This is a genomic window from Limnospira fusiformis SAG 85.79 (assembly GCF_012516315.1).
In the GTDB taxonomy this organism is placed as follows: domain Bacteria; phylum Cyanobacteriota; class Cyanobacteriia; order Cyanobacteriales; family Microcoleaceae; genus Limnospira; species Limnospira fusiformis.
Genome location: NZ_CP051185.1, coordinates 1163647 through 1183577 on the forward strand (window position 1 = coordinate 1163647; position 19931 = coordinate 1183577).

The 19931-nt window shown below is 44.1% G+C and carries 23 protein-coding genes and 1 pseudogene; 8 read left to right on the plus strand and 16 right to left on the minus strand.

Translation table 11 applies throughout. The annotated features are described in order from the left end of the window. Positions 1 to 65 precede the first annotated feature (65 nt). The 5 genes and pseudogenes from HFV01_RS05640 to HFV01_RS05665 form a co-directional block, all read right to left on the minus strand. A complete protein-coding gene (locus tag HFV01_RS05640) occupies positions 66 to 1295 on the minus strand; it encodes an ATP-binding protein (protein WP_006624114.1) in 1230 nt (409 codons plus the stop codon). Between the two features lie 36 nt (positions 1296 to 1331). Next, on the minus strand, positions 1332 to 1634 hold the full coding sequence (locus tag HFV01_RS05645) for a histidine kinase dimerization/phospho-acceptor domain-containing protein (RefSeq protein ID WP_006624115.1): 303 nt from the start codon (positions 1632 to 1634) through the stop codon (positions 1332 to 1334). 12 nt (positions 1635 to 1646) lie between these two features. After that, positions 1647 to 1967 (minus strand): GAF domain-containing protein, encoded by a 321-nt coding sequence (locus HFV01_RS05650; RefSeq protein WP_006624117.1) that lies wholly within the window; start codon positions 1965 to 1967, stop codon positions 1647 to 1649. A gap of 108 nt (positions 1968 to 2075) precedes the next feature. Next, a pseudogene (locus HFV01_RS05660) lies at positions 2076 to 2549 on the minus strand (GAF domain-containing protein). Continuing rightward, positions 2550 to 3059 carry a response regulator gene (locus HFV01_RS05665; RefSeq protein ID WP_235720200.1) on the minus strand — a complete coding sequence of 170 codons (510 nt, stop codon included), beginning with the start codon at positions 3057 to 3059 and terminating at the stop codon, positions 2550 to 2552. Positions 3060 to 3350: 291 nt separating this feature from the next. Between HFV01_RS05665 and HFV01_RS05670 the strand changes: the two genes are divergently transcribed. Beyond that, positions 3351 to 4571, plus strand: coding sequence for an HhoA/HhoB/HtrA family serine endopeptidase (locus HFV01_RS05670; protein WP_006669221.1), 1221 nt, complete (start codon positions 3351 to 3353; stop codon positions 4569 to 4571). Between the two features lie 167 nt (positions 4572 to 4738). Here HFV01_RS05670 and HFV01_RS05675 read toward each other — a convergent pair whose 3' ends face one another. The 7 genes from HFV01_RS05675 to lpxC all read right to left on the minus strand — a co-directional run bounded on the left by HFV01_RS05675 (position 4739) and on the right by lpxC (position 10408). Further along, complete coding sequence (locus HFV01_RS05675) at positions 4739 to 4918, minus strand: hypothetical protein (RefSeq protein ID WP_228116376.1); 180 nt, start codon at positions 4916 to 4918, stop codon at positions 4739 to 4741. Between the two features lie 9 nt (positions 4919 to 4927). After that, complete coding sequence (locus HFV01_RS05680) at positions 4928 to 5560, minus strand: DUF4435 domain-containing protein (protein ID WP_006624122.1); 633 nt, start codon at positions 5558 to 5560, stop codon at positions 4928 to 4930. Between the two features lie 44 nt (positions 5561 to 5604). Beyond that, entirely contained in the window at positions 5605 to 6954 is a 1350-nt protein-coding gene (locus tag HFV01_RS05685; protein ID WP_193520903.1) for an AAA family ATPase, read from the minus strand. 18 nt (positions 6955 to 6972) lie between these two features. Then, positions 6973 to 8130: a lipid-A-disaccharide synthase gene (lpxB, locus tag HFV01_RS05690; RefSeq protein ID WP_006624124.1), complete on the minus strand. Its 1158-nt coding sequence runs from the start codon at positions 8128 to 8130 to the stop codon at positions 6973 to 6975. Continuing rightward, on the minus strand, positions 8127 to 8939 hold the full coding sequence (gene lpxA / locus HFV01_RS05695; protein WP_006617111.1) for an acyl-ACP--UDP-N-acetylglucosamine O-acyltransferase: 813 nt from the start codon (positions 8937 to 8939) through the stop codon (positions 8127 to 8129). Before lpxA ends, lpxB begins: the two co-directional genes overlap by 4 nt. 118 nt (positions 8940 to 9057) lie before the next feature. Beyond that, on the minus strand, positions 9058 to 9552 hold the full coding sequence (gene fabZ, locus HFV01_RS05700; protein ID WP_006624126.1) for a 3-hydroxyacyl-ACP dehydratase FabZ: 495 nt from the start codon (positions 9550 to 9552) through the stop codon (positions 9058 to 9060). Between the two features lie 10 nt (positions 9553 to 9562). Then, entirely contained in the window at positions 9563 to 10408 is an 846-nt protein-coding gene (gene lpxC / locus HFV01_RS05705) for a UDP-3-O-acyl-N-acetylglucosamine deacetylase (RefSeq protein ID WP_006624127.1), read from the minus strand. A 628-nt stretch (positions 10409 to 11036) separates the two neighbouring features. Between lpxC and HFV01_RS05710 the strand changes: the two genes are divergently transcribed. The 7 genes from HFV01_RS05710 to HFV01_RS05740 all read left to right on the plus strand — a co-directional run bounded on the left by HFV01_RS05710 (position 11037) and on the right by HFV01_RS05740 (position 15741). Continuing rightward, positions 11037 to 12632, plus strand: coding sequence for a sensor domain-containing diguanylate cyclase (locus HFV01_RS05710; RefSeq protein ID WP_006624129.1), 1596 nt, complete (start codon positions 11037 to 11039; stop codon positions 12630 to 12632). 480 nt (positions 12633 to 13112) lie between these two features. Continuing rightward, positions 13113 to 14225, plus strand: coding sequence for a CAP domain-containing protein (locus HFV01_RS05715; protein WP_006669223.1), 1113 nt, complete (start codon positions 13113 to 13115; stop codon positions 14223 to 14225). 11 nt (positions 14226 to 14236) lie between these two features. Then, positions 14237 to 14548, plus strand: coding sequence for a hypothetical protein (locus HFV01_RS05720; protein WP_318286179.1), 312 nt, complete (start codon positions 14237 to 14239; stop codon positions 14546 to 14548). Between the two features lie 127 nt (positions 14549 to 14675). After that, positions 14676 to 14813, plus strand: a complete 138-nt coding sequence (locus tag HFV01_RS05725) for a hypothetical protein (RefSeq protein ID WP_193520904.1) — start codon at positions 14676 to 14678, stop codon at positions 14811 to 14813. Then, positions 14810 to 15145 carry a hypothetical protein gene (locus tag HFV01_RS30210; RefSeq protein WP_318286180.1) on the plus strand — a complete coding sequence of 112 codons (336 nt, stop codon included), beginning with the start codon at positions 14810 to 14812 and terminating at the stop codon, positions 15143 to 15145. The genes HFV01_RS05725 and HFV01_RS30210 overlap by 4 nt, the downstream gene beginning before the upstream one ends. 94 nt (positions 15146 to 15239) lie before the next feature. Continuing rightward, positions 15240 to 15377 (plus strand): hypothetical protein, encoded by a 138-nt coding sequence (locus tag HFV01_RS05735; RefSeq protein WP_193520905.1) that lies wholly within the window; start codon positions 15240 to 15242, stop codon positions 15375 to 15377. Between the two features lie 118 nt (positions 15378 to 15495). Next, positions 15496 to 15741 (plus strand): hypothetical protein, encoded by a 246-nt coding sequence (locus HFV01_RS05740; RefSeq protein ID WP_050786903.1) that lies wholly within the window; start codon positions 15496 to 15498, stop codon positions 15739 to 15741. A 211-nt stretch (positions 15742 to 15952) separates the two neighbouring features. Here the strand turns inward: HFV01_RS05740 and HFV01_RS05745 are convergent, their stop codons facing one another. From HFV01_RS05745 to HFV01_RS05760, 4 genes are all read right to left on the minus strand, one after another. After that, the gene (locus HFV01_RS05745) at positions 15953 to 16471 is read right to left on the minus strand and encodes a hypothetical protein (RefSeq protein ID WP_006624132.1); all 519 of its coding nucleotides are present in this window, start codon (positions 16469 to 16471) and stop codon (positions 15953 to 15955) included. 16 nt (positions 16472 to 16487) lie between these two features. Then, positions 16488 to 16661, minus strand: a complete 174-nt coding sequence (locus HFV01_RS05750; protein WP_190594005.1) for a hypothetical protein — start codon at positions 16659 to 16661, stop codon at positions 16488 to 16490. A 72-nt stretch (positions 16662 to 16733) separates the two neighbouring features. After that, positions 16734 to 18602: a 3'-5' exonuclease gene (locus HFV01_RS05755; protein WP_193520906.1), complete on the minus strand. Its 1869-nt coding sequence runs from the start codon at positions 18600 to 18602 to the stop codon at positions 16734 to 16736. 430 nt (positions 18603 to 19032) lie between these two features. Beyond that, positions 19033 to 19593, minus strand: a complete 561-nt coding sequence (locus HFV01_RS05760; RefSeq protein ID WP_006624135.1) for a hypothetical protein — start codon at positions 19591 to 19593, stop codon at positions 19033 to 19035. Between the last annotated feature and the right edge of the window lie 338 nt (positions 19594 to 19931).

Sequence of the window (19931 nt, forward strand, 5' to 3'; positions counted from 1 at the left end):
ATCCTTTGTTCCTATTTTGGCATCCTTGTTCCGCAAATCCAAGATGATATTTGGAACTTAACCGCTCAAAGATCTGGGTTTCCGGTAATAAAAGCCAAAATTCGGTCAAATTCAAAATTATCAGCCCATCCCTTTAATAAATCAGCCCAAGCGCCATGATACTCTGGAATTTCAGCAATCAAGGCTAGAATTTCCGGTTCGTTGGTACACAAAACCGCTTGATGTAGTTGCTCTATCCAAGTCGTCGGCATCACTTGCAGGGAGTCCCTGTCAAGGGGGACAGCAGGCTGGTTTTGCAGATCGGAAGTTAATGATACATCCTCTACAGGACTTCCTTCGTATAGATAGCGCACCCCTAAGTATTGAGCCATCTTATCAAAAATCACTGCTTCTCGAAAGGGTTTACTGACAAAATCATCACAACCCATAGCTAAAATTTGCGATCGCTCCTCTTCAAAAGCATGAGCTGTCAGAGCGATAATGATAGGGGCGCGATCTGGTGGTATCGTGGCTTTAATCTGTTTAGTAGCTTCCAAACCATCCATAACTGGCATTCTCATATCCATCCAGACCAAATCAGGTTGCCACTGAGCGCACATTTTAATCGCTTCTAAGCCATTCTCAGCCGCCTGCACCTCAAAACCCACCTTAGACAGTAAACAGACCAGTACCTGGCGATTTTCTTGGGCATCTTCTACCACCAAAATCCGATAAGATGGTTGTCCGTCAGCTAAAGCAATCACCCGTTTTTGGATAGGTTGAGCCGGGATTTCTTGAGGGTCTGCTGCTTGTACGAAAATGGTAAATCTGACTATTGTACCCTTTCCCACCTCGCTGATAATCTCAATTTCGCCGCCCATCATTTGTACAAATTTCTGGCTAATTGGTAATCCTAAACCCGTCCCTTCATTAGACTTATGACCCGTTTCAGTTTGCCCAAATGGTTTAAATAGCATATCAATTTCATCGGGAGCAATTCCTAGTCCGGTATCTTCCACCTCAAAACTGAGGACAGTTAGATCAGGGGTTTCATAGTTCTGAGACTGAACTCGCAGGGTCACTCGTCCTGATTCCGTAAACTTAATGGCATTTCCCAATAAATTAATCAAAACTTGTCGCAGTTTATTTTCATCGGTTTTCACATAGGGGACAAAATTATGATGCACCTGAAACTCTAATTTTAAGCCCTTAGTTTTACTTCTTAAACCCAGCATTTCGTGTAAGTTTCTCAGAAGATAGTAAAGGTCAAAACTGATTTGATTAAACGTAATGCGACCCCCTTCAATTTTCGACATTTCTAGGACATCGTTAATCAGTTCTAACAGATGCTCTCACGAACGACCAATAATTTTGATATATTCCTGTTGAGCTAAATTTAACTGTTCATCCCTAGCCAGAATTTGGGTAAAGCCTAAGATAGCATTTAAAGGAGTGCGTAACTCATGACTAATTTTGGTGAGAAATTCACTTTTAGCTCGATTAGCCGCATCAGAGGTTTCTTTGGCTTTATGTAACTGTTTCATCAGTTCTACTTGTTGGAGAGCGACACCTAATTGATTGGCAATTTGAGCTAATAGACTCACTTCTCGATGCATCCACTCTCTGGGGAAATTGTGTTGATAGGCGGCAATCATTCCCCATTGAGTTTAGCCTAAAAATACGGGAGTAATCATATAGGATCTAATCATAAATTCATCGATGAGGACTTGATGAGAATTAGAAAGGGTGGATTTGTAAATATCATTAACTGCCTGTTGATTATAAACTTGATTGAGATTTCCTTGGGTCTCTTTCCAATGCCAAGACAACCAAGTATTAGGGTCAGTCATATTGATAAACTGGGGGCAGTTTGGGGCTACCGACTCAAACAAAAACTGGCCGTTTCCTTGGGGTAAAAGTCGGTAAACCACAACGCGATCGCATCTGAGAATTTGGCGCACAGCTTGAGCAGTAGCCCTCCAAATCATATCCATATCCAGGGTTGGGCGTATGGTTTCAATTCACCTAGATAAAGTCCTTTCCTGTTGAGCGGCTTTGGTTTGTTCTGGGGATTGTTTCTGCGCCTGGGTGAGCAATTATGCTTGTGGCAAAGCCACCACCAATTGTAGGGCTATTTTCTGTACAAATTCGACCTCAGAACTTTTCCAATTGCGAGAATATGAGCATTGATGAATACATAGTAAACCCCAGAGATGGCTCCCTTTTTGCCTGGGAATTACCAAATTTTCTCTCACCTAAAACTTAGCCAAAAGTTGAATATAGCAAGGGTCTAAATTTGCTTCATAAATATCAGCAATGGATTGAATGCGGGAGTTTTTGTATTCCTCCACAAATGAATTGGCGAAACAAGAATCATGAACTTGCCAATTTAAAGCTGATTCAAACTCAGGTAAAACATCTTCCGAGACAAAATTACCATCCCGGTAATTAGAGAGGGGATGAAAGCTAAATATAGCCACTCTGTCGGCGTTCAAAAGTTGACGGACTTCGGCGGTAGCTGTAGCCAAAATTGTGTTAATATCTAAGGTGCGCCTGATTTTATCAATCACTTAGGCTAAGGCTCGTTCTCGTTGGGCTTCCCTGGCTAAGTGTTCGGCTTGGCGACGTATTTGAGTTTTGACTCGCACTAGGACTTCTTCTACCTGAAAAGGCTTAGTAATATAATCTACTCCACCTATAGTAAAAGCCTTGACTTGATCAGGAAGTTCATCTAAAGCGCTCATAAAAATCACCGGAATTTCTGCCGTAATTTCATCAGCTTTCAGTTGCAAACAAACCTCATAACCGTCCATATCAGGCATTTTGATATCTAGTAGCACCAAATCAGGAGGTGACGCTTTAGCCGTAATCAAGGCCATTTTTCCTTTGGTCACTCTCCTGACATTGTAGCCCTGCTCCGTCAACATTTGGGAAAGCAGTCGCAAGTTATCCGGTTTATCGTCAACCAGTAAAATATTGCCAAATTGGGATGTGTTTGGGGGCCGCATCATTAGCGTGTCGGTAAACCGGATAGCTAGAATAGGTAGCCAATAGTCAAGGGAATTGACAAAATGCCTCAAAATCGAGGACAGTTGATATTTTCCCCCAATGGTTGCCTTGAGAGCAACCCTACCATTTACCTAGAAGGTAAGCAGGAGGGCTGTCTTGTTTATAGATATCCCGCCAGGTGAGGTGGGATGTCTCGCAGTTTCCTAGTTTACCATAATTGCTGTCCAGGGATAATTTTTGATAACCGCTCCTGTAGCGGGGTTGGTGCTGGTCGTTCACAGAGATGTCATATCAATGCTACAACTTCGCCAAATCTCTCATTTAATCTAAGAACTATCAAGCGATTAATGGGAGTGTTAACGATGCAAGATTCTCTAAAATCCTCTGTGCGTCCTATTCAGCCTGTGGCTTATTTATCGATGCTTTTGTTGGGTGCGGGGCTTACTTTTGGTGTTGTTTCCCTTACTCCTAATGCTGGTTCTTCCCGTGAAAGTACCGGTGAAACTAACAGTGGAGCGGCAGATATGAACCCTGGGATGGTTTCTCCGGGTCACGTTTTGGCACAAAATCCTAATGTAGTCAGTGCTGTGGTGGAGCGGGTGGGAGCAGCAGTGGTTCAAATTGATACAGCCAGAACTGTAGAAACTCAGATTCCTGATGTGTTTAATGACCCGTTCTTCCGACGGTTTTTTGGCCAACGACTCCCTAGTGGTCCGGGGCGGCGAGTTGTTCAGGGTTCGGGTTCCGGTTTTATTGTGGGTTCTGATGGTCGGATTTTGACTAATGCTCATGTGGTGGAGGGAGCCACCCGAGTGCGGGTGACTTTGCGCGATGGTCGCCAGTTTGATGGGGAAGTGTTGGGAACTGACCCGGTGACTGATGTGGCTGTGGTGAAAATTCCGGCGCAAAATCTCCCAACTGTGAGTTTGGGTAATTCTGACCGATTGAGACCGGGAGAAATGGCGATCGCTATTGGTAATCCCCTAGGCTTAGAAAACACTGTCACCATGGGTATTATTAGTGCTACCGGTCGCTCTAGTGGCTCTATTGGCGCACCGGATAAACGGGTGAGTTTTATTCAAACTGATGCGGCGATTAATCCGGGTAATTCGGGGGGACCTTTACTTAATCAAAATGGTGAGGTCATTGGTATGAACACGGCTATTATCCAAGGCGCACAGGGTTTAGGTTTTGCTATTCCGATTAATCGGGTTGGGAATATCGCTGATCAAATTGTGGCTAATGGTCACGTTGATCATCCATTTTTGGGTATTCAAATGGTGAGTTTAAACCCCGAAGTTAAGCAGAATATTAATAATGATCCCAACAGTGGTTTAAAGGTTGATACAGACCAAGGGGTGTTAGTTGTCCGTGTGGTTCCTAATTCTCCAGCGGCTCAGGCTGGACTCCGAGTGGGTGATGTGATTTCTCAAATTAATGGTCAAATCATTCGGGACGCAGCGGAGGTTCAACAGTTGGTTGAACAAACGGGAGTAGGTCATCAATTACGATTGGAATTACGCCGCAATGGTCAAAATCAAGGTTTCGCTGTTCGCACCGGAACTTTGAGAGAACAAAGTTAGGTTAACTTGACATTAACTACACCTGGGGACAATTAGTTGGGTTGTTGGCAACTCTCCTAAACTGTCCCCTCCATTTTATAATTGACAGGCTGTATTTAATTTCTGGGTTTCCTGTATGATAGTTGTGGGGATATGTCCGATTATATTAAGCACCTAATATCAAGATTTTAGGCTGGTGGTTCTAAAATTCTAAAGGGTTGGTTATCCCTTTCCCAACGGCAAATTTCAGAGTAGAGGTGGGTTTTATAAAAGTAGGCTTTTTCGTAAGCAAGTCGCAGACTGCGATCGATTATCTCAGGTTTAACATCCTGGGAATTATGAGAACCAATTGCTTTGCATAAAGCCAAAGACAATATTTATACTAAATCATGACCACAACAAATTTGCCAAGGATCGTCACTTTGACTATTTAAATTCGTGATTTTAGAGATAATATCTGGAGTGCTTAGATAGGACTTTTGGGATTTATTTTTCACAACATCAATTAGCTTTTTGTAGGCAATCTTGATTTGATTTTTATCAACAAACTTACTAAAATCAATAGCCTGAAAAGTTAAGTTTAATCCTTCCGTCTGGGAAATCCAACGCCAATATCCGACAGGCTTTCCGGCTGCTAGTAAAACCTCCCTAATATCTCCCGGAAAGCTAGATATTTTTGATTCTGAACCAAATTCATCCAAGACTTTATTAAAGGCTAGAGAGTTTAATAACATGGTTTCTAGGTCGTGGGTATCTGTCCTAAGTAAATTAGAACTATAACTGGGTAAATCATCAATTAAGTGATCAAAATCAGCGTCAACAATTGCTACAACTCCTGGAAAATCTGAATTTTCAAGTTTTTGGAGAACATCAATAACAAGCTGCTTGTTAGATGGCTTACCAGCAATGATGACAGATTGACAAACTGATTTATCAATAAGCCAATTATAAAAAATCCTGTCAGTATGACCTTCAACTAACAGAAAAGTACATTTAAAGGTACTTCGCAATAGGCGGACTTTATTAACCTCACGGTCTACGGAAATAAACTATCTCATTTGGGTCCCTGGAGTTCCACTGTCAAATCCCAACGGTCTTGAATGATATCTGGAGAATGAGTAGCCATTACAATATTGAGTTTGGCGAGTTTAGTGATTTCTTGCAAGTCTTTGATAAACTCAACTTGCCAGCCAACATGAAGGGATAATTCTGGTTCATCTATTAATACTAAAGAATCGGGTTTAACTTTAAATAGTAATTCATATATAAGGATTAACTCATGTTGTTCGCCTGATGATAAATCCGTTGGACAAAGTTCATGATTTAAAACTTGTTTATATTCAGATAATGATGATTTATAGGATGATGTAAAAATAAATCCTTGGTCTTTACTAAAGCCAATATTTTTATAAGAATAGGCGAACTTTTTGTTAATTATTTTACGAAACAAATCAATTTTGTCTGCTATATCATCGAAAACACTTAGTTTTTTATCCATGTCTTCTACATAAACAGATAAGATGTTTTTGGTTGTTTCGTCTATAGATGGTGGATGAATATCAACTTCTGAACTTTCATCTTGATTCAACAAACCCACTTCCATAAGTCGCGATCGCATTTTATCAAGATGGTCTAATTTATCATAAAGTTGCTCATCTGTTAAGTAAGTTGATGGCTGCTGCTGAACCACTCTGAGGGGAAAGGTTCTATCGAGAGATTGAGATATTGTGCCATATTCAGTAAATTTGTGTTGCATTTTTTGCGCTAATTCACGGGAATATACGGATACTGTTGATAAATCAGATAATCTTTTATAAGCGATTCTGCGTTCATAATTAGAGGCAATATTGAGGAGTCTTTGTGATTCTATAAGTCTGACATTAATCTGCCTCTGTAAATCTTGTAGCCACTCAGGTTGTTGTTCACATTTAATACCTCTCAATAAATCTGGGAACCTATCTACAATGTCTGATATTGAGAGCATTTCTTCCGTGGGTAAGTATCGCCACCTTTGAGGACCAACCCGCATAAGTTCAGGAATTAGATAGTCCAAGTCACTGATAGAAATTTCATCAATATCATTGATTTGGGACTTGTCTAAAATAAAGGTTTCGGAATTTTTAGAAAAATTAAACCTGATGGTATTTGATTGGTCTTGTCTGCCTGTTTTTTTATCGATTTCCAGAGAATTACCATCATCAAATTCTACTTTAAAAGTTTCAAAGGGAAGATTTATTAATTCTGAATACTGGCAATTAAATAAGCCGTTAAGTAGTTTCAAAATCACGGTTTTGCCAAAGCCATTAGGGCCGTGAATGATGGTCATTCTATCATTTAAATTAACAGGAATTTCGTGGTTAAAAATTCCAAATAAGCCGCCAACATAAACTTTAATGATTTGCATAAATTTACCTCGGATACCTCAAGTTTTACCAGCATTTAAAATTTCTATGGCTGCCCGATCGCCTGCTCCTTCTCCCCCCAATACCTGGCGCATTTGTCGATATTCAGTTAACATTTGTTCTCGTTTGGTGGAGTTGGGAAAAAGTTGGATAACCTGGTTGACAATGGCTTCTGGTGTAACTTCATCTTGTAGCAATTCTGGCACAATTTCCTTCATTTGGACTAAATTGGGAGGAGCCATAAAGGGGATGGAAAAATGGAGAAGGTGACGAGCGACCCAAGCGGTAATTTGACTCACTCGATAAACGACAACTTGGGGAACTTCCAGTAAAGCTAATTCAAGGTTAACGGTACCTGACTTGGCGATCGCCAAATCAGCGCCGGCTAGTACATCAGTTTTATTTTCTACTAAAGAAGCCCGGAGATTATATTGTAAAATACCCCGTTCAATATCTGCCCGATACTTTTCTAAAGATAATGGAATCCAAAAACGCACCAATGGAAACTGAGCCTGAAGAGTGGCGGCGGCTTGAAATATAATGGGCATTAAATAGCGAATTTCCTGCTGTCGGGAAGCGGGAAGTAAGGCGATCGCTATTTCCTCAGTAGCAATACCCAAATTTTCCCGGGCTTGGTGGCGGCTGGGGTAGGCTGTAATCCGGTCAATAAGCGGATGCCCTACCCAGGTCACTTTCGCGCCTTTAGCGGCAAAATAGCGGGCTTCCTGGGGAAAAATGGCAAGGATGCGATCGCTAAAATTGACGATTTGATTAGTATTGCGCGATCCCAGAGACCAAACCCACTCCTGGGGGGCAATATAATAGATAATGGGAATCTCGGGGAATCTGCCTTTAATCAGATTACCGATACCGATATTAGGTCCCATGTAATCAATTAAAATAGCGACATCGACAGGGTTTTCTTGCAGATAACGCCTGACCCTAGCCTGCATTTGCAATGTAGGGATAAAATAGGGCAAAGACTCCCAAATTCCGACCGCACCAATAGCGGTAGTATCCCCCAACAATTGGGCTCCGGCGGCTGCGGTTTGCGGCCCTCCCAAAGCGGTAATTTCCAAGCTATAACCTTTAATTTCGGCTTGTCGGCGCAAGGCTGCTACCAATAGCGCCGCCTGCATATCTCCTGAAACCTCCCCGGTGCTAATAAAAATCCTCATGGCGCTTCTGGTGTGACCCGTTTTCCCGGAATAAGACCGCGCCTTTCCGGTGTGAGTGAGAGACGGACAAAATTAATCAAATGGTCAAGATAGGAATTTTGGGGGAGTTGTTCCAATTGAGCGATCGCTTCTGAGAGACGGTGTGGGGTGCGGTATAAAATCCGAAATGCCTTTTTAATTAGTCCCAACTCCTCATTAGTCAAACCCGCGCGTTTAAGACCGACAGAATTAAGCGATCGCACTCGGGACGGGTTGCCTTCCACTAACATAAATGGTGGTACGTCGCGGTCAATGCGACTCATACCTCCAACCATAGAAAACTGACCAATGCGGACGAACTGATGGACTCCCAAAACGCCGCTCAACCGTGCTTTAGACTCAATATGAACATGACCCGCCAAAGCTACCCCGTTGGCAATTACCACTCCATCCTCAATGGTACAGTTATGGCCCACATGAACATAAGCCATAAGTAGATTACCATTGCCAATTTTAGTGGCTTCTCCGGCATAGGTAGCCCGGTTAATGGTCACATATTCCCGAATGCGGTTGTCGTCGCCAATGGTAACAAAACTCACCGCCCCCTCGTATTTTAAATCCTGGGTTTCCAACCCAATAGCAGCCCCCGGAAATATCTGGTTTCTGGCTCCTATTTCTGTCCATCCTTGAATGACGGCATGGGGGCCAATGGTAGTGCCAGGGCCTATTTTTACGTTTTCTCCAATAACGGCGTATGCACCCACCCGCACGGTCGGGTGCAACTGAGCACCAGGCTCGATCACTGCTGTCGGGTGGATTAAAGTGGTCATGGAAATCAAATATGTTACTGATTGACCAAATTGGTTTGCTGCCGCAATTATACGGAACTGTGGCAATTCCTGAACCTGATCTGGTGTAATTCCATTGGTCCAGTTTAAAGTTTAGGCTTTAGTCTACCAGGGAAAACATTAGTTCTCCTTCACAGGTTCTTAGCCCATCAACTTCGGCGGCTGCTTGCATATAAGCAAAACGACGGCGTTTGACGGACAGTAGTTGTACTCGCATGATTAACTGGTCGCCGGGAACTACTGGGCGGCGAAAGCGGACTTTATCAATTCCCGCAAATAGGAATAGTTTACCTTCCATGTCTGGCAGTTGGGTCAGTACAATGCCGCCGACTTGAGCCATGGCTTCTACGATTAGCACCCCAGGCATAATTGGCCGACCGGGGAAGTGTCCCTGAAAGTGGGGTTCGTTGATGGTGACATTTTTAATTCCGGTTGCTCGTTCTCCGGGAATATACTCGATAATGCGATCGACTAGGGCGAAAGGATAGCGGTGGGGTAGCAGTTTTTGGATTTCTGCGATCGCTAAAGTGTTTTCCGGTGCTAATTGTGAGTTGTTGTTATCCTGAAGATCGGCGGTCGTGTTAACTGTGGACATTCTTTAAATATTAAACGTTGCTGTTGGTAGGGGTTTGGCTAATGCGGCGCACTAACTCGACGTGCAAGTGATGACCAGCTTTATAGGCGAGATAGTGGGCGAGTGGGATAGTTCCCAGTAAACTGAGATCTCCTACTAAGTCTAAGATTTTATGACGCGCTGGCTCATTTGCAAATCTTAGGGGCGGATTTATCCAACCCGAATGGGAACAGACGATCGCATTATCTAGGCTTCCTCCCTTGATTAATCCAGCTTTTTGTAGGGCTTCTATCTGTGAGGCTAGGGTGAAAGTCCGGGCGGGGGCAATTTCTGTGATAAAGTTTTGCTCATCGGGACTCCAACTATGCCACTGGTTCCCGATAGCCGCCACTTCAAAATCAATGCCGTAGGTAAATCGGGTTTCGGTGGAGGGTATAGCCATCACGAAGGCATCTCCCTGACGCACAGAGATTTCTTGATTGAGGGGTGCACTAGGCTGTGGTTCAATTTCTTTCAGCCCGGCTGCTGCTATGGCTTCTGACCACGGTTTGGCGGAGCCGTCTAATAGGGGCAATTCTGGTCCGTTAACTTCTATGCGTGCGTGACTGACTCCCCCTGCGGTGAGGGCAGATAACAGGTGTTCTACGGTGCGAATACTGGCGCTATCACTATTTCCCAGTTCTGTTGATAGGGTGGTAGACCTTACTGATTCACAACTGGCTGTAATTATTGGGCATTCCGGTAGGTCAACTCGGACAAAGTGCCTTCCGCCTCTGGTGGCTGGCAGAATTTTTACGGTGGTGATTTCACCGCTATGGAGTCCGACTCCTGATTGGCTTATGGCTTGGGCTAGGGTGTATTGTTGAGCAAGACTCATGGGACTTTATGAATTTATGGCATTTATGACCGCTCATGATACAGTTTGACGCACCCTAGGCGCGGATCGTTCAGGGTATATGCACAAAATGTCGTTTTTGTCAAGAGGCGGATTTGGGGCGATCGCTTTTTCCTCAAAAACTCGTGCATCGGGATTTTTAAATTTTACTCGGATAATTTTATGAGGGGCGATATAATCAGGGTTTTAGCTGCTTTTTTGGCGTATAGACACAGCAAAGCCTTGGCAGCGATTTATATGATGATACTCTAACCCGCATCCTGTCGTCAAGTTTTTGAGAGAAGTTATCAACAAAAATTTATCAATCTTTGGAAAATCAAAAGTTTTTGCCGAAATACATCAGGGAAACTTAACTAAAGCCGGGATTCGTTGGAGTAGTTATGGCTATGTAGTTTTGTAGAGTCCCTGAAGGGATCAACTGATGGGTGGGCCATTAGCCAGGTAAAGATGGAGATATTTCGTCTAGGGAATAGCCCATCATAGCAGGGCTGTATCTACTGTTATATCAAGATTTGTATCACTAAGGAACAAAGTCGGAAAAACCAACTTATCCTAAAAGAAAGACCGTTTAATAATAACAAAAAGCTAATAAAAATTGAGGTAAACCAGAATGATGGATAAGTATTTGTGTCCGTGCTGTTCTGAGCCGCTTCTCATTCATATTATCGCCCATAAGAAAATTGGCTTTTGTATGAACTGTCATCAGGAAATGCCACTAATTGAGCAAAGTCGGCAAATGGCTACTGTGACCGAACCTGTAGATGTTAGCACCATAAACACAGAGCAACTGAGTCGGGATCAAGTCTCTCGGGGAACCCTCCAGACCACGGCGGCGGGAATTTGGATTTTGGATCGCCAGACGAAGACGGCATTTGTTAATCCGAAAATGGCAGAAATCCTGGGATATATTCCGGAAGAGATGATTGGTAAATCTCTGTGGAAATTTATGGATGAGAGACACCCAGCATTTTCGGCGATCGCTCACCAAAATCACCCAGGCGATCGCGAAGAGAAATATAATCTGAGTCTGCGACACCGTTTAGGAAAATCGGTTTGGGTAACACTGTCGGTGCGTCCCCTATTTGATGAAGAAAACCAGTTTGAAGGAAATCTCTGCATTGCCATTGACACCAGTTCCCAAAAAGTGATGGAAGATGCCATCAAGAAACAATCACAACGGGAAGAAGCCATGGAAAGGTTAACCCAAGTGATCCGAAATTCCCTGAATTTAGAGCGGATATTTCAGATGGCAGTGACTGAACTGGGAAAAATTTTTAAAGTCGAGTCGGTGCAAATTGTGCAGTTTATTGCCCAAGGCAAATCATGGTTAAATAGGGCTGAATATCGACAACCGACTAATTCTATATTGGCTAAAATCCCATCTAATTCGGGTAAAACCTACACTAAACAGGTGGGGTCGGAATTACGGTCAGTGTTGCGATCGCTAACCCTGAAGGTCCCCAATTCCCAAGATGAAGCCACCATTCAAGACTTCCTACAAAGCTGTCCAGGGGGGTGGCTACCAATTCCGCTGTATAGTCGCAGTCGTTTATGGGGAAGTTTAAGCCTAGTGATGACTGACCCCGGTTATCAGTGGCAAGAGTCCGACCTGAAACTGATCCATGGTTTTGCCAATCAACTGTCGATCGCCATTTATCAAGCCGAACTCTACCACCAGCTAGAAGAGTCTAACCGCAAACTCCAGCAACTTGACATCATCGACAGTCTCACCGGACTGGTAAGCCGTCATGGGTTTAATGATTATCTCAGTCGCCAATGGCAGCGAATGATGGAGGAACAAGCGCCGCTATCTCTGATTTTATCGCGCGTTGAAGATTGGGAACAATACCGAGAGCAACAGGGTGACAACGCCGCTGATCAATGTTTGCGTAATGTTGCCAAAATCATTAAACATACTGTCACCCACCCTCACGGTTTGGTTGCTCGTTATCAACAGGCAGAATTTGCGGTATTATTGCCTTCTACCAATACTCGATGGGCGGTGCGCCTAGTGGATACTATCCAGGAACAAATTGGACAACTTAGCCAAGTGTCGATTTATTCCCAAAGATTACTCAGTTTTGGGGTCGCCAGTAGCACTCCGGCGATCGGTTCACAGACTCAAACCCTAACTATGGCTGCAGAACAAGCCCTTAATCGGGGTGCTTCTCGATTTTGTCAGTGTCTGCTTTCCCAAAAAGACTAAAAAAAGAGTTGTTGTCTATTAGGCAACAATTATGAAACCCTCCCATGCCTTCTGATTCGATTGACCACATTTCTGGCTTCCGACAACATATCTGGGCGATCGCGCTCGAAGCGCGATCGCCTTTTTTGTCTATCGCTGCAACCCCCATAAAATAGGAATTTATCCGCGATTTTACCATCTATTTGTCAAAGTATTTGTAGCTTTTAAAAATATCTAAACCCGCCTAGACAATATTACAGCTTGTTCACCAGTCGCTTAATACATTGCCCTCACCCTAAATCCCTCTCCCTCTCTGGGAGAGGGACTTTGAGAAGTGATCAGATGATTTATGAACAGGCTGTAATTGTCTGAAGGGAGTCAAAATTAAAATTAAATTATGCTAAGAATTATCACTATATGTAATTATTTGTAAACTCCTAGCCACTTTCCCAAAAATCATCTACCATAGAAAAAATTGGCAACCATCATCTACATGGAATCATGCTTTTTGACATCATCACCGAAAACGGATTAGACCTAGGTATAGCTACTCCTGGGAATGACAGAATTATCATGTCTGAACTTCCCCCAGAACAGCTTTCCTATTTTAGATCCTCACCTTTTCCAGATGCGATCGCTCTGTTGGCGGGAAATGATTATGCAGTGAATGATAATACCGGACGCATTTTCTACGGAAACCAAGGCAATGACACCATTATTGGAGGCGGTGGCAATGATACCCTTTTTGGTGGTAAGGATAATGACTTATTAGAAGCAGGTGGCGGTAATAATCTCCTATTCGGTAATTTGGGTAATGATACCCTAATTGGAGGGTCGGGAAACGATAGTCTTTATGGCGGCGCTGGTAATGATGTGATTATTGGAGGTCCGGGAAATAGCCTGATATCCGGCGATAAAGGCTTGGATACCTTAACAGGAGGGGGAGGCGCTAATCAATTTATCCTAGCTTCATCAACTGCTGACCGGGACCTAATTACTGACTTCCAGCCGGGAGTTGATAAAATCATTGTTCCTAATGGCGCGAGACAATTAGTAGTTCAAGCCTTAGACCCTTTCACCACCGAAATTCTCGAAAATGGTGGCGTATTAGCCACATTAAATAATGTCAGCATTTCATCTATTAGTACCAATGACTTTATCGGTGGCAGAATATCCATTCAAAACACAACCACAGATCATTCTGATGATGGACATAACCAAGTCTTTGAGCAACAGGTGCTACAACTGGTCAACCAAGAACGCGCCCAGGCGGGTTTACAGCCCTTATCTTTGAACCCCCTATTAAACCAAGCCGCACGAAACCATAGCACCAACATGGCGCGGCAAGATTTCTTTAGTCATACTGGGCTTGATGGTTCTAGCCCCAGTGACCGCGCCCGAGCCGTAGGATTTACATCTGGGGTCGGAGAAAATATTGCCGCAGGTCATCGTACACCAGAATCTGTTGTTGAGGGGTGGATGGATAGCCCAGGACACCGCGAGAATATCCTCAATCCCAGTTATACCCAAATTGGTATTGGTCACTACTTCCTCGCCAATGACACTGGAAGTTTTAATTTGAACAACTACTGGACCCAGAAATTTGCCTTTTAGCAGTAGGTTGGGTGAAACTCCGTGAAACCCAACACCGTCAATTGGGTGGAGGTACGCAACCCAACACCGTAGGTTGGGTGAAACTCCGTGAAACCCAACACCGTAGGTTGGGTGGAGGTACGCAACCCAACACCGTAGGTTGGGTGAAACTCCGTGAAACCCAACACCGTAGGTTGGGTGGAGGTACGCAACCCAACACCGTAGGTTGGGTGAAACTCCGTGAAACCCAACACCGTAGGTTGGGTGGAGGTACGCAACCCAACACCGTAGGTTGGGTGAAACTCCGTGAAACCCAACACCGTAAATTGGGTGAAACTCCGTGAAACCCAACACCGTCAATTGGGTGAAACTCCGTGAAACCCAACACCGTCAATTGGGTGGAAGTACGAACCCAACACCGTAGGTTGGGTGGAGGTACGCAACCCAACACCGTAGGTTGGGTGAAACTCCGTGAAACCCAACACCGTAGGTTGGGTGAAACTCCGTGAAACCCAACACCGTAGGTTGGGTGGAGGTACGCAACCCAACACCGTAGGTTGGGTGAAACTCCGTGAAACCCAACACCGTCAATTGGGTGAAACTCCGTGAAACCCAACACCGTCAATTGGGTGAAACTCCGTGAAACCCAACACCGTCAATTGGGTGGAGGTACGCAACCCAACACCGTAGGTTGGGTGAAACTCCGTGAAACCCAACACCGTAGGTTGGGTGGAGGTACGCAACCCAACACCGTAGGTTGGGTGAAACTCCGTGAAACCCAACACCGTAGGTTGGGTGGAGGTACGCAACCCAACACCGTAGGTTGGGTGAAACTCCGTGAAACCCAACACCGTAGGTTGGGTGGAGGTACGCAACCCAACACCGTAGGTTGGGTGAAACTCCGTGAAACCCAACACCGTCAATTGGGTGAAACTCCGTGAAACCCAACACCGTCAATTGGGTGGAGGTACGCAACCCAACACCGTAGGTTGGGTGGAGGTACGCAACCCAACACCGTAGGTTGGGTGAAACTCCGTGAAACCCAACACCGTCAATTGGGTGAAACTCCGTGAAACCCAACACCGTCAATTGGGTGGAGGTACGCAACCCAACACCGTAGGTTGGGTGAAACTCCGTGAAACCCAACACCGTAGGTTGGGTGAAACTCCGTGAAACCCAACACCGTCAATTGGGTGAAACTCCGTGAAACCCAACACCGTCAATTGGGTGGAGGTACGCAACCCAACACCGTAGGTTGGGTGGAGGTACGCAACCCAACACCGTAGGTTGGGTGAAACTCCGTGAAACCCAACACCGTCAATTGGGTGGAGGTACGCAACCCAACACCGTAGGTTGGGTGAAACTCCGTGAAACCCAACACCGTAGGTTGGGTGGAGGTACGCAACCCAACACCGTAGGTTGGGTGAAACTCCGTGAAACCCAACACCGTAGGTTGGGTGGAGGTACGCAACCCAACACCGTAGGTTGGGTGAAACTCCGTGAAACCCAACACCGTAGGTTGGGTGAAACTCCGTGAAACCCAACACCGTAGGTTGGGTGAAACTCCGTGAAACCCAACACCGTAGGTTGGGTGAAACTCCGTGAAACCCAACACCGTAGGTTGGGTGAAACTCCGTGAAACCCAACACCGTAGGTTGGGTGAAACTCCGTGAAACCCAACACCGTAGGTTGGGTGGAGGTACGCAACCCAACACCGTAGGTTGGGTGGAGTTACGCAACTCTGAGTGTTAGATTAACCGATAAACAATTGACCCATCACTCTCACGATTATCTATGGTAATTAACTGCTGTTTCATCATTTCTTCTAAGGTTTCGCGAACTTGTTGAGAACTTAAACTGGTTTCTATTACACAATCAGCCAGGGTGACTTCTCTGTTTCTTTTAATAAGTTTTAGCAGCTTAAGTTCAACATTATTGTCTGAGGGAAGATTGGCTGAATTATTCTGCTTTAAACCGCCATTCAGTTTTTTAGCTTGATTAACAGCACGGACATTTTCAATAGTAGCACCCACAACATACAAACCTGCTACTAAGTCAAAAAATTCATCATCATCTTCCAAAGATGAATCTATCATGAAGCTCAGAACCATTATCAAAACAAATATTCCAAATCCTTTAAATAAGGCTTTATAACGTCCGGTATAAATATAGCCAATCGGCAGAAAGAAAAAGGTCAATAATCCCGTAGTCCAAGCATTTTTCTTAGCCAATTTGCTAATTCTTTCAGCATCTTGTGAGTCACTCATAATCAATTCCTCAATTTCAGATGATATAGTAGTAGGTTGGGTGAAACTCCGTGAAACCCAACACCGTCAATTGGGTGGAGTAGTAGGTTGGGTGAAACTCCGTGAAACCCAACACCGTCAATTGGGTGGAGTAGTAGGTTGGGTGAAACTCCGTGAAACCCAACACCGTCAATTGGGTGGAGGTACGCAACCCAACACCTCCTCAATTTCAGATGATATGGTTAGGGGGTAGGAAGGGGACTAAGCGATCGCTAAGCGACCACTAAGCGACCACTAAGCGATCGCATATTTTTAACTCTCTCAGGAAATCAAAAGAACCTGATCCAAATAAATATAACAGATCCTGAGCGCGGGTCATCGCTACATAAAGTTCCCGACGACCCTCTGCTTTTGAACCCACACCAAACTGCTGCACCCACGGGATAATTACAGCTTTGAACTCTAAACCCAGGGCGGATTTACCCGTAACCACCCTGACACCAGGATGACTAGAACAGTAGTTATTTTTGTGGTCATTTTTATTATCATTAACCCAAAAAACTCCCATGCCAATATGGTCTAGGGTTTCAATTAGATACTCAAAAGGTTGACGCTCATTTGGTCCTTTATAGCGGTAAATAACAGCAATTTGATGAGGTTTATATCCCTCATTTACCAACTTCTTAATAGTGTCAATCACACCATTAATTTCATCCATACGGTTTTGTTTGATATGAAGCTGTGGCATATTACCATGTCTAACTGCTGCCAAGGGTTCTACTACAGGAAAAGCCTCGTCTTCCAGTTCATCATCTTCTGATGAATATAGATCACGAACCATATCCCATGCTAACTGTAATATTTCCTCAGTATTGCGATAGTTTTGGGTAAGTTTTCGCATTCTCCCCTTTGCTTTCACTCCCACAGATTTCCAGGTAAACTTACGTCGGCGATAAATACTCTGGGAACGGTCGGATACAATTACTAAATCGCCATCTTCTGGGTCTTTGAGAGCGGCGGTACAGCATTCAAACCACTTGGGATGGAAAGTATGACCTTCATCTATTAAGATGGCATCCCACCTGTCATCACTGGGCATTTTTTTCAGTGCATTTAACAGCCTAGTACCCACTTCATAGTCGTATCTATCTTCGTCGTCTTCAAAATATTTAGGATTTGGTAGACCTCCTAGGACTGATTTTGCCCAACCATGGAAGTGAATAACTTGAATGCGTTGGCGATATAAAAGGTTATAGTCTTCTTTGATGAGCGATCGCAAATAAGATGCCAGAGTAATATTATAGCAGAGAATTAAGACTTTGGTATCTGTCCAACCTCCCGCTAAAATTTTGGCGCGGCTGAGAAGAATCAACGTTTTACCACTACCTGCTACTCCCGAAAATAGTCGATGACCGGAATTCAAAGAACGTGCCAATTGTTCCTGGCGATAATCGAGAGTTGTCAGAATAATAGCATCCGGCTTCACCAGTTTACCTGGCGGGACACTGCTAGATTTAGCTGGTTCCTGTCTAACCTGAGCTTCCGGGTGAATTACCCCTCGAATAGTATTAATTTGGTCATCTTCTAAATCAGGAAATTTAAATCGCACCGTAAACATGGCTTCCAGGCGTTTAATCAATGCCCTTTCTCCGATTTCTTGCCATGTCATCAGTTCATCTTTGTAGCAGACCTGTGGCTTTTCTAGTAAGGTATAAATATGATTTTCCCGCGCCTGTGCTTCTGTGATATTAGTCATCACTGCACCGACACCGATAGGACATACCAACTTCCCTTGATAATCTCCATCATCTTCGCACAGGATAGAATAGCCTTTAAGTTTATTAAGGAGAGCATCTAGGTAGCCTTTCGCCTGTCTCAGAGGAGACTGACAATGCTCTAATTGGCCGTCTTGTTCAATATGAAAGAAGTAACTATCTGCTTTGTGGATTTGTTTAACCGACCAACCCTTAACTTCTAGTATCAGTAAACCGAAGCTGGGACTAAGGATAATAAAATCGGGGTAAAATCCGCTGGTAATGGGTTCATAGTAAACAAAGAAGTCGTCAGGTAGTTCATCCCGCAACAAGCGGAACAGCATTTTTTCTCCTTTGCTGGCTTTCGATGGAATTGAATCAGGGATGATTAATGCCATGGTTGATGAGCTAATAGACCAGAATAGCAGCCTTGAGCTTTTGAGTAAATTTGCTTGTCGCCGCACTGATAAACTCAGTATAAAGCAATTCCTACGATTTCACAATGGGTTTACTTAACTTCATGATTGAGTGTTCGTCAGTGTCAGTAATTTAACGGATTAACTACTAACAGCTACCATGGGGAGCCTTTTATCCCCCAGAGAAATGACAGGAGGTTGTTTGGTGAATGTTCTCCGTGAGGCGGTTACATCTGCGATTAAGCAGGAGAATGGGGAGTAAAATTGTAAGTGTCAATTATAAAGAATAGTTTGTTCTCTTGGCGATCGCATCTGAGAGGGAGGGTGGTTAAATAGATAGAATTGACACTCCCCTGATTGGGGTGTGGCACATTCCTCAATAGTGAGGAATGTTAAGCCAAGTTTTCACGGATTAAGAAAGATCGACAATATTTGCCCACTTAGCAAATGACGGGGGAAAGAAATTGACCTCATAGCCTGAATCTTCCCATTCTTTGACCCACAGAGGGATTTTACCCCCATCAGGAGTTGAAGCAAATAGCCGAGCTTTGGTCTCCACGATATAAAATATCTGTTTGAGAGTATCTCCCTTGTCTAAGGCATCACTCAGGACTTCGTCTAACTCCGGGGGGACTCGCTTAACCCTTGTTTTGTCATCTTCGACCCAAACCAGTTTTAAAGATTTGAGGTCGCGCGGACCCAGGTTACTTTTAAAATAAACCCGTTTAAGGGTAGCCACGGGAGCTAAACTTCTTTCTATCCGTCGTATTTGCTGGAGTCTCAGAAAGTGCCATTCTGCTAAACGTAGTCTTTCTTTCGGTGAAATAACTCCTTTACTGGTGGCGTGTTTAAGACCATATCTAGCTTGGGAACATCCGAGGTTAGCCAGCAGATGGATTAACTCTCGTTCTTTGGGTGTGGCTTGTCGCCTCACTAAATTATGGGTCGGTTGCCGTCTTGTTTTAGTATCCATCTCAATTGGTTCTCTGCTGACGATAATAAAATCTGGGTAAAACTATTCAGTTGTCAGTAAGACCGGATTAACTTTGGTGTGTTGAAATCCATATTTCCCATGATGGCGATCGCTCCTAGCTTTTGACAGTGTATCAGTACGGGGGTACGAGATTAATTTTTCAGCCCGAGTCACTTAGCTACCACAGAGAAATAGGATCTTGATTTGGGGGAGTTGGACAGGAACAAAACCAAGCGTGGCGGGGATTTTTCCGGTTAATGGTCTATAAAACAGTTATCCCACTTTCAGAAAAAGCGGGTGATTGCAATAGACCCCTTGAAATCTCCGAAACCGACCTG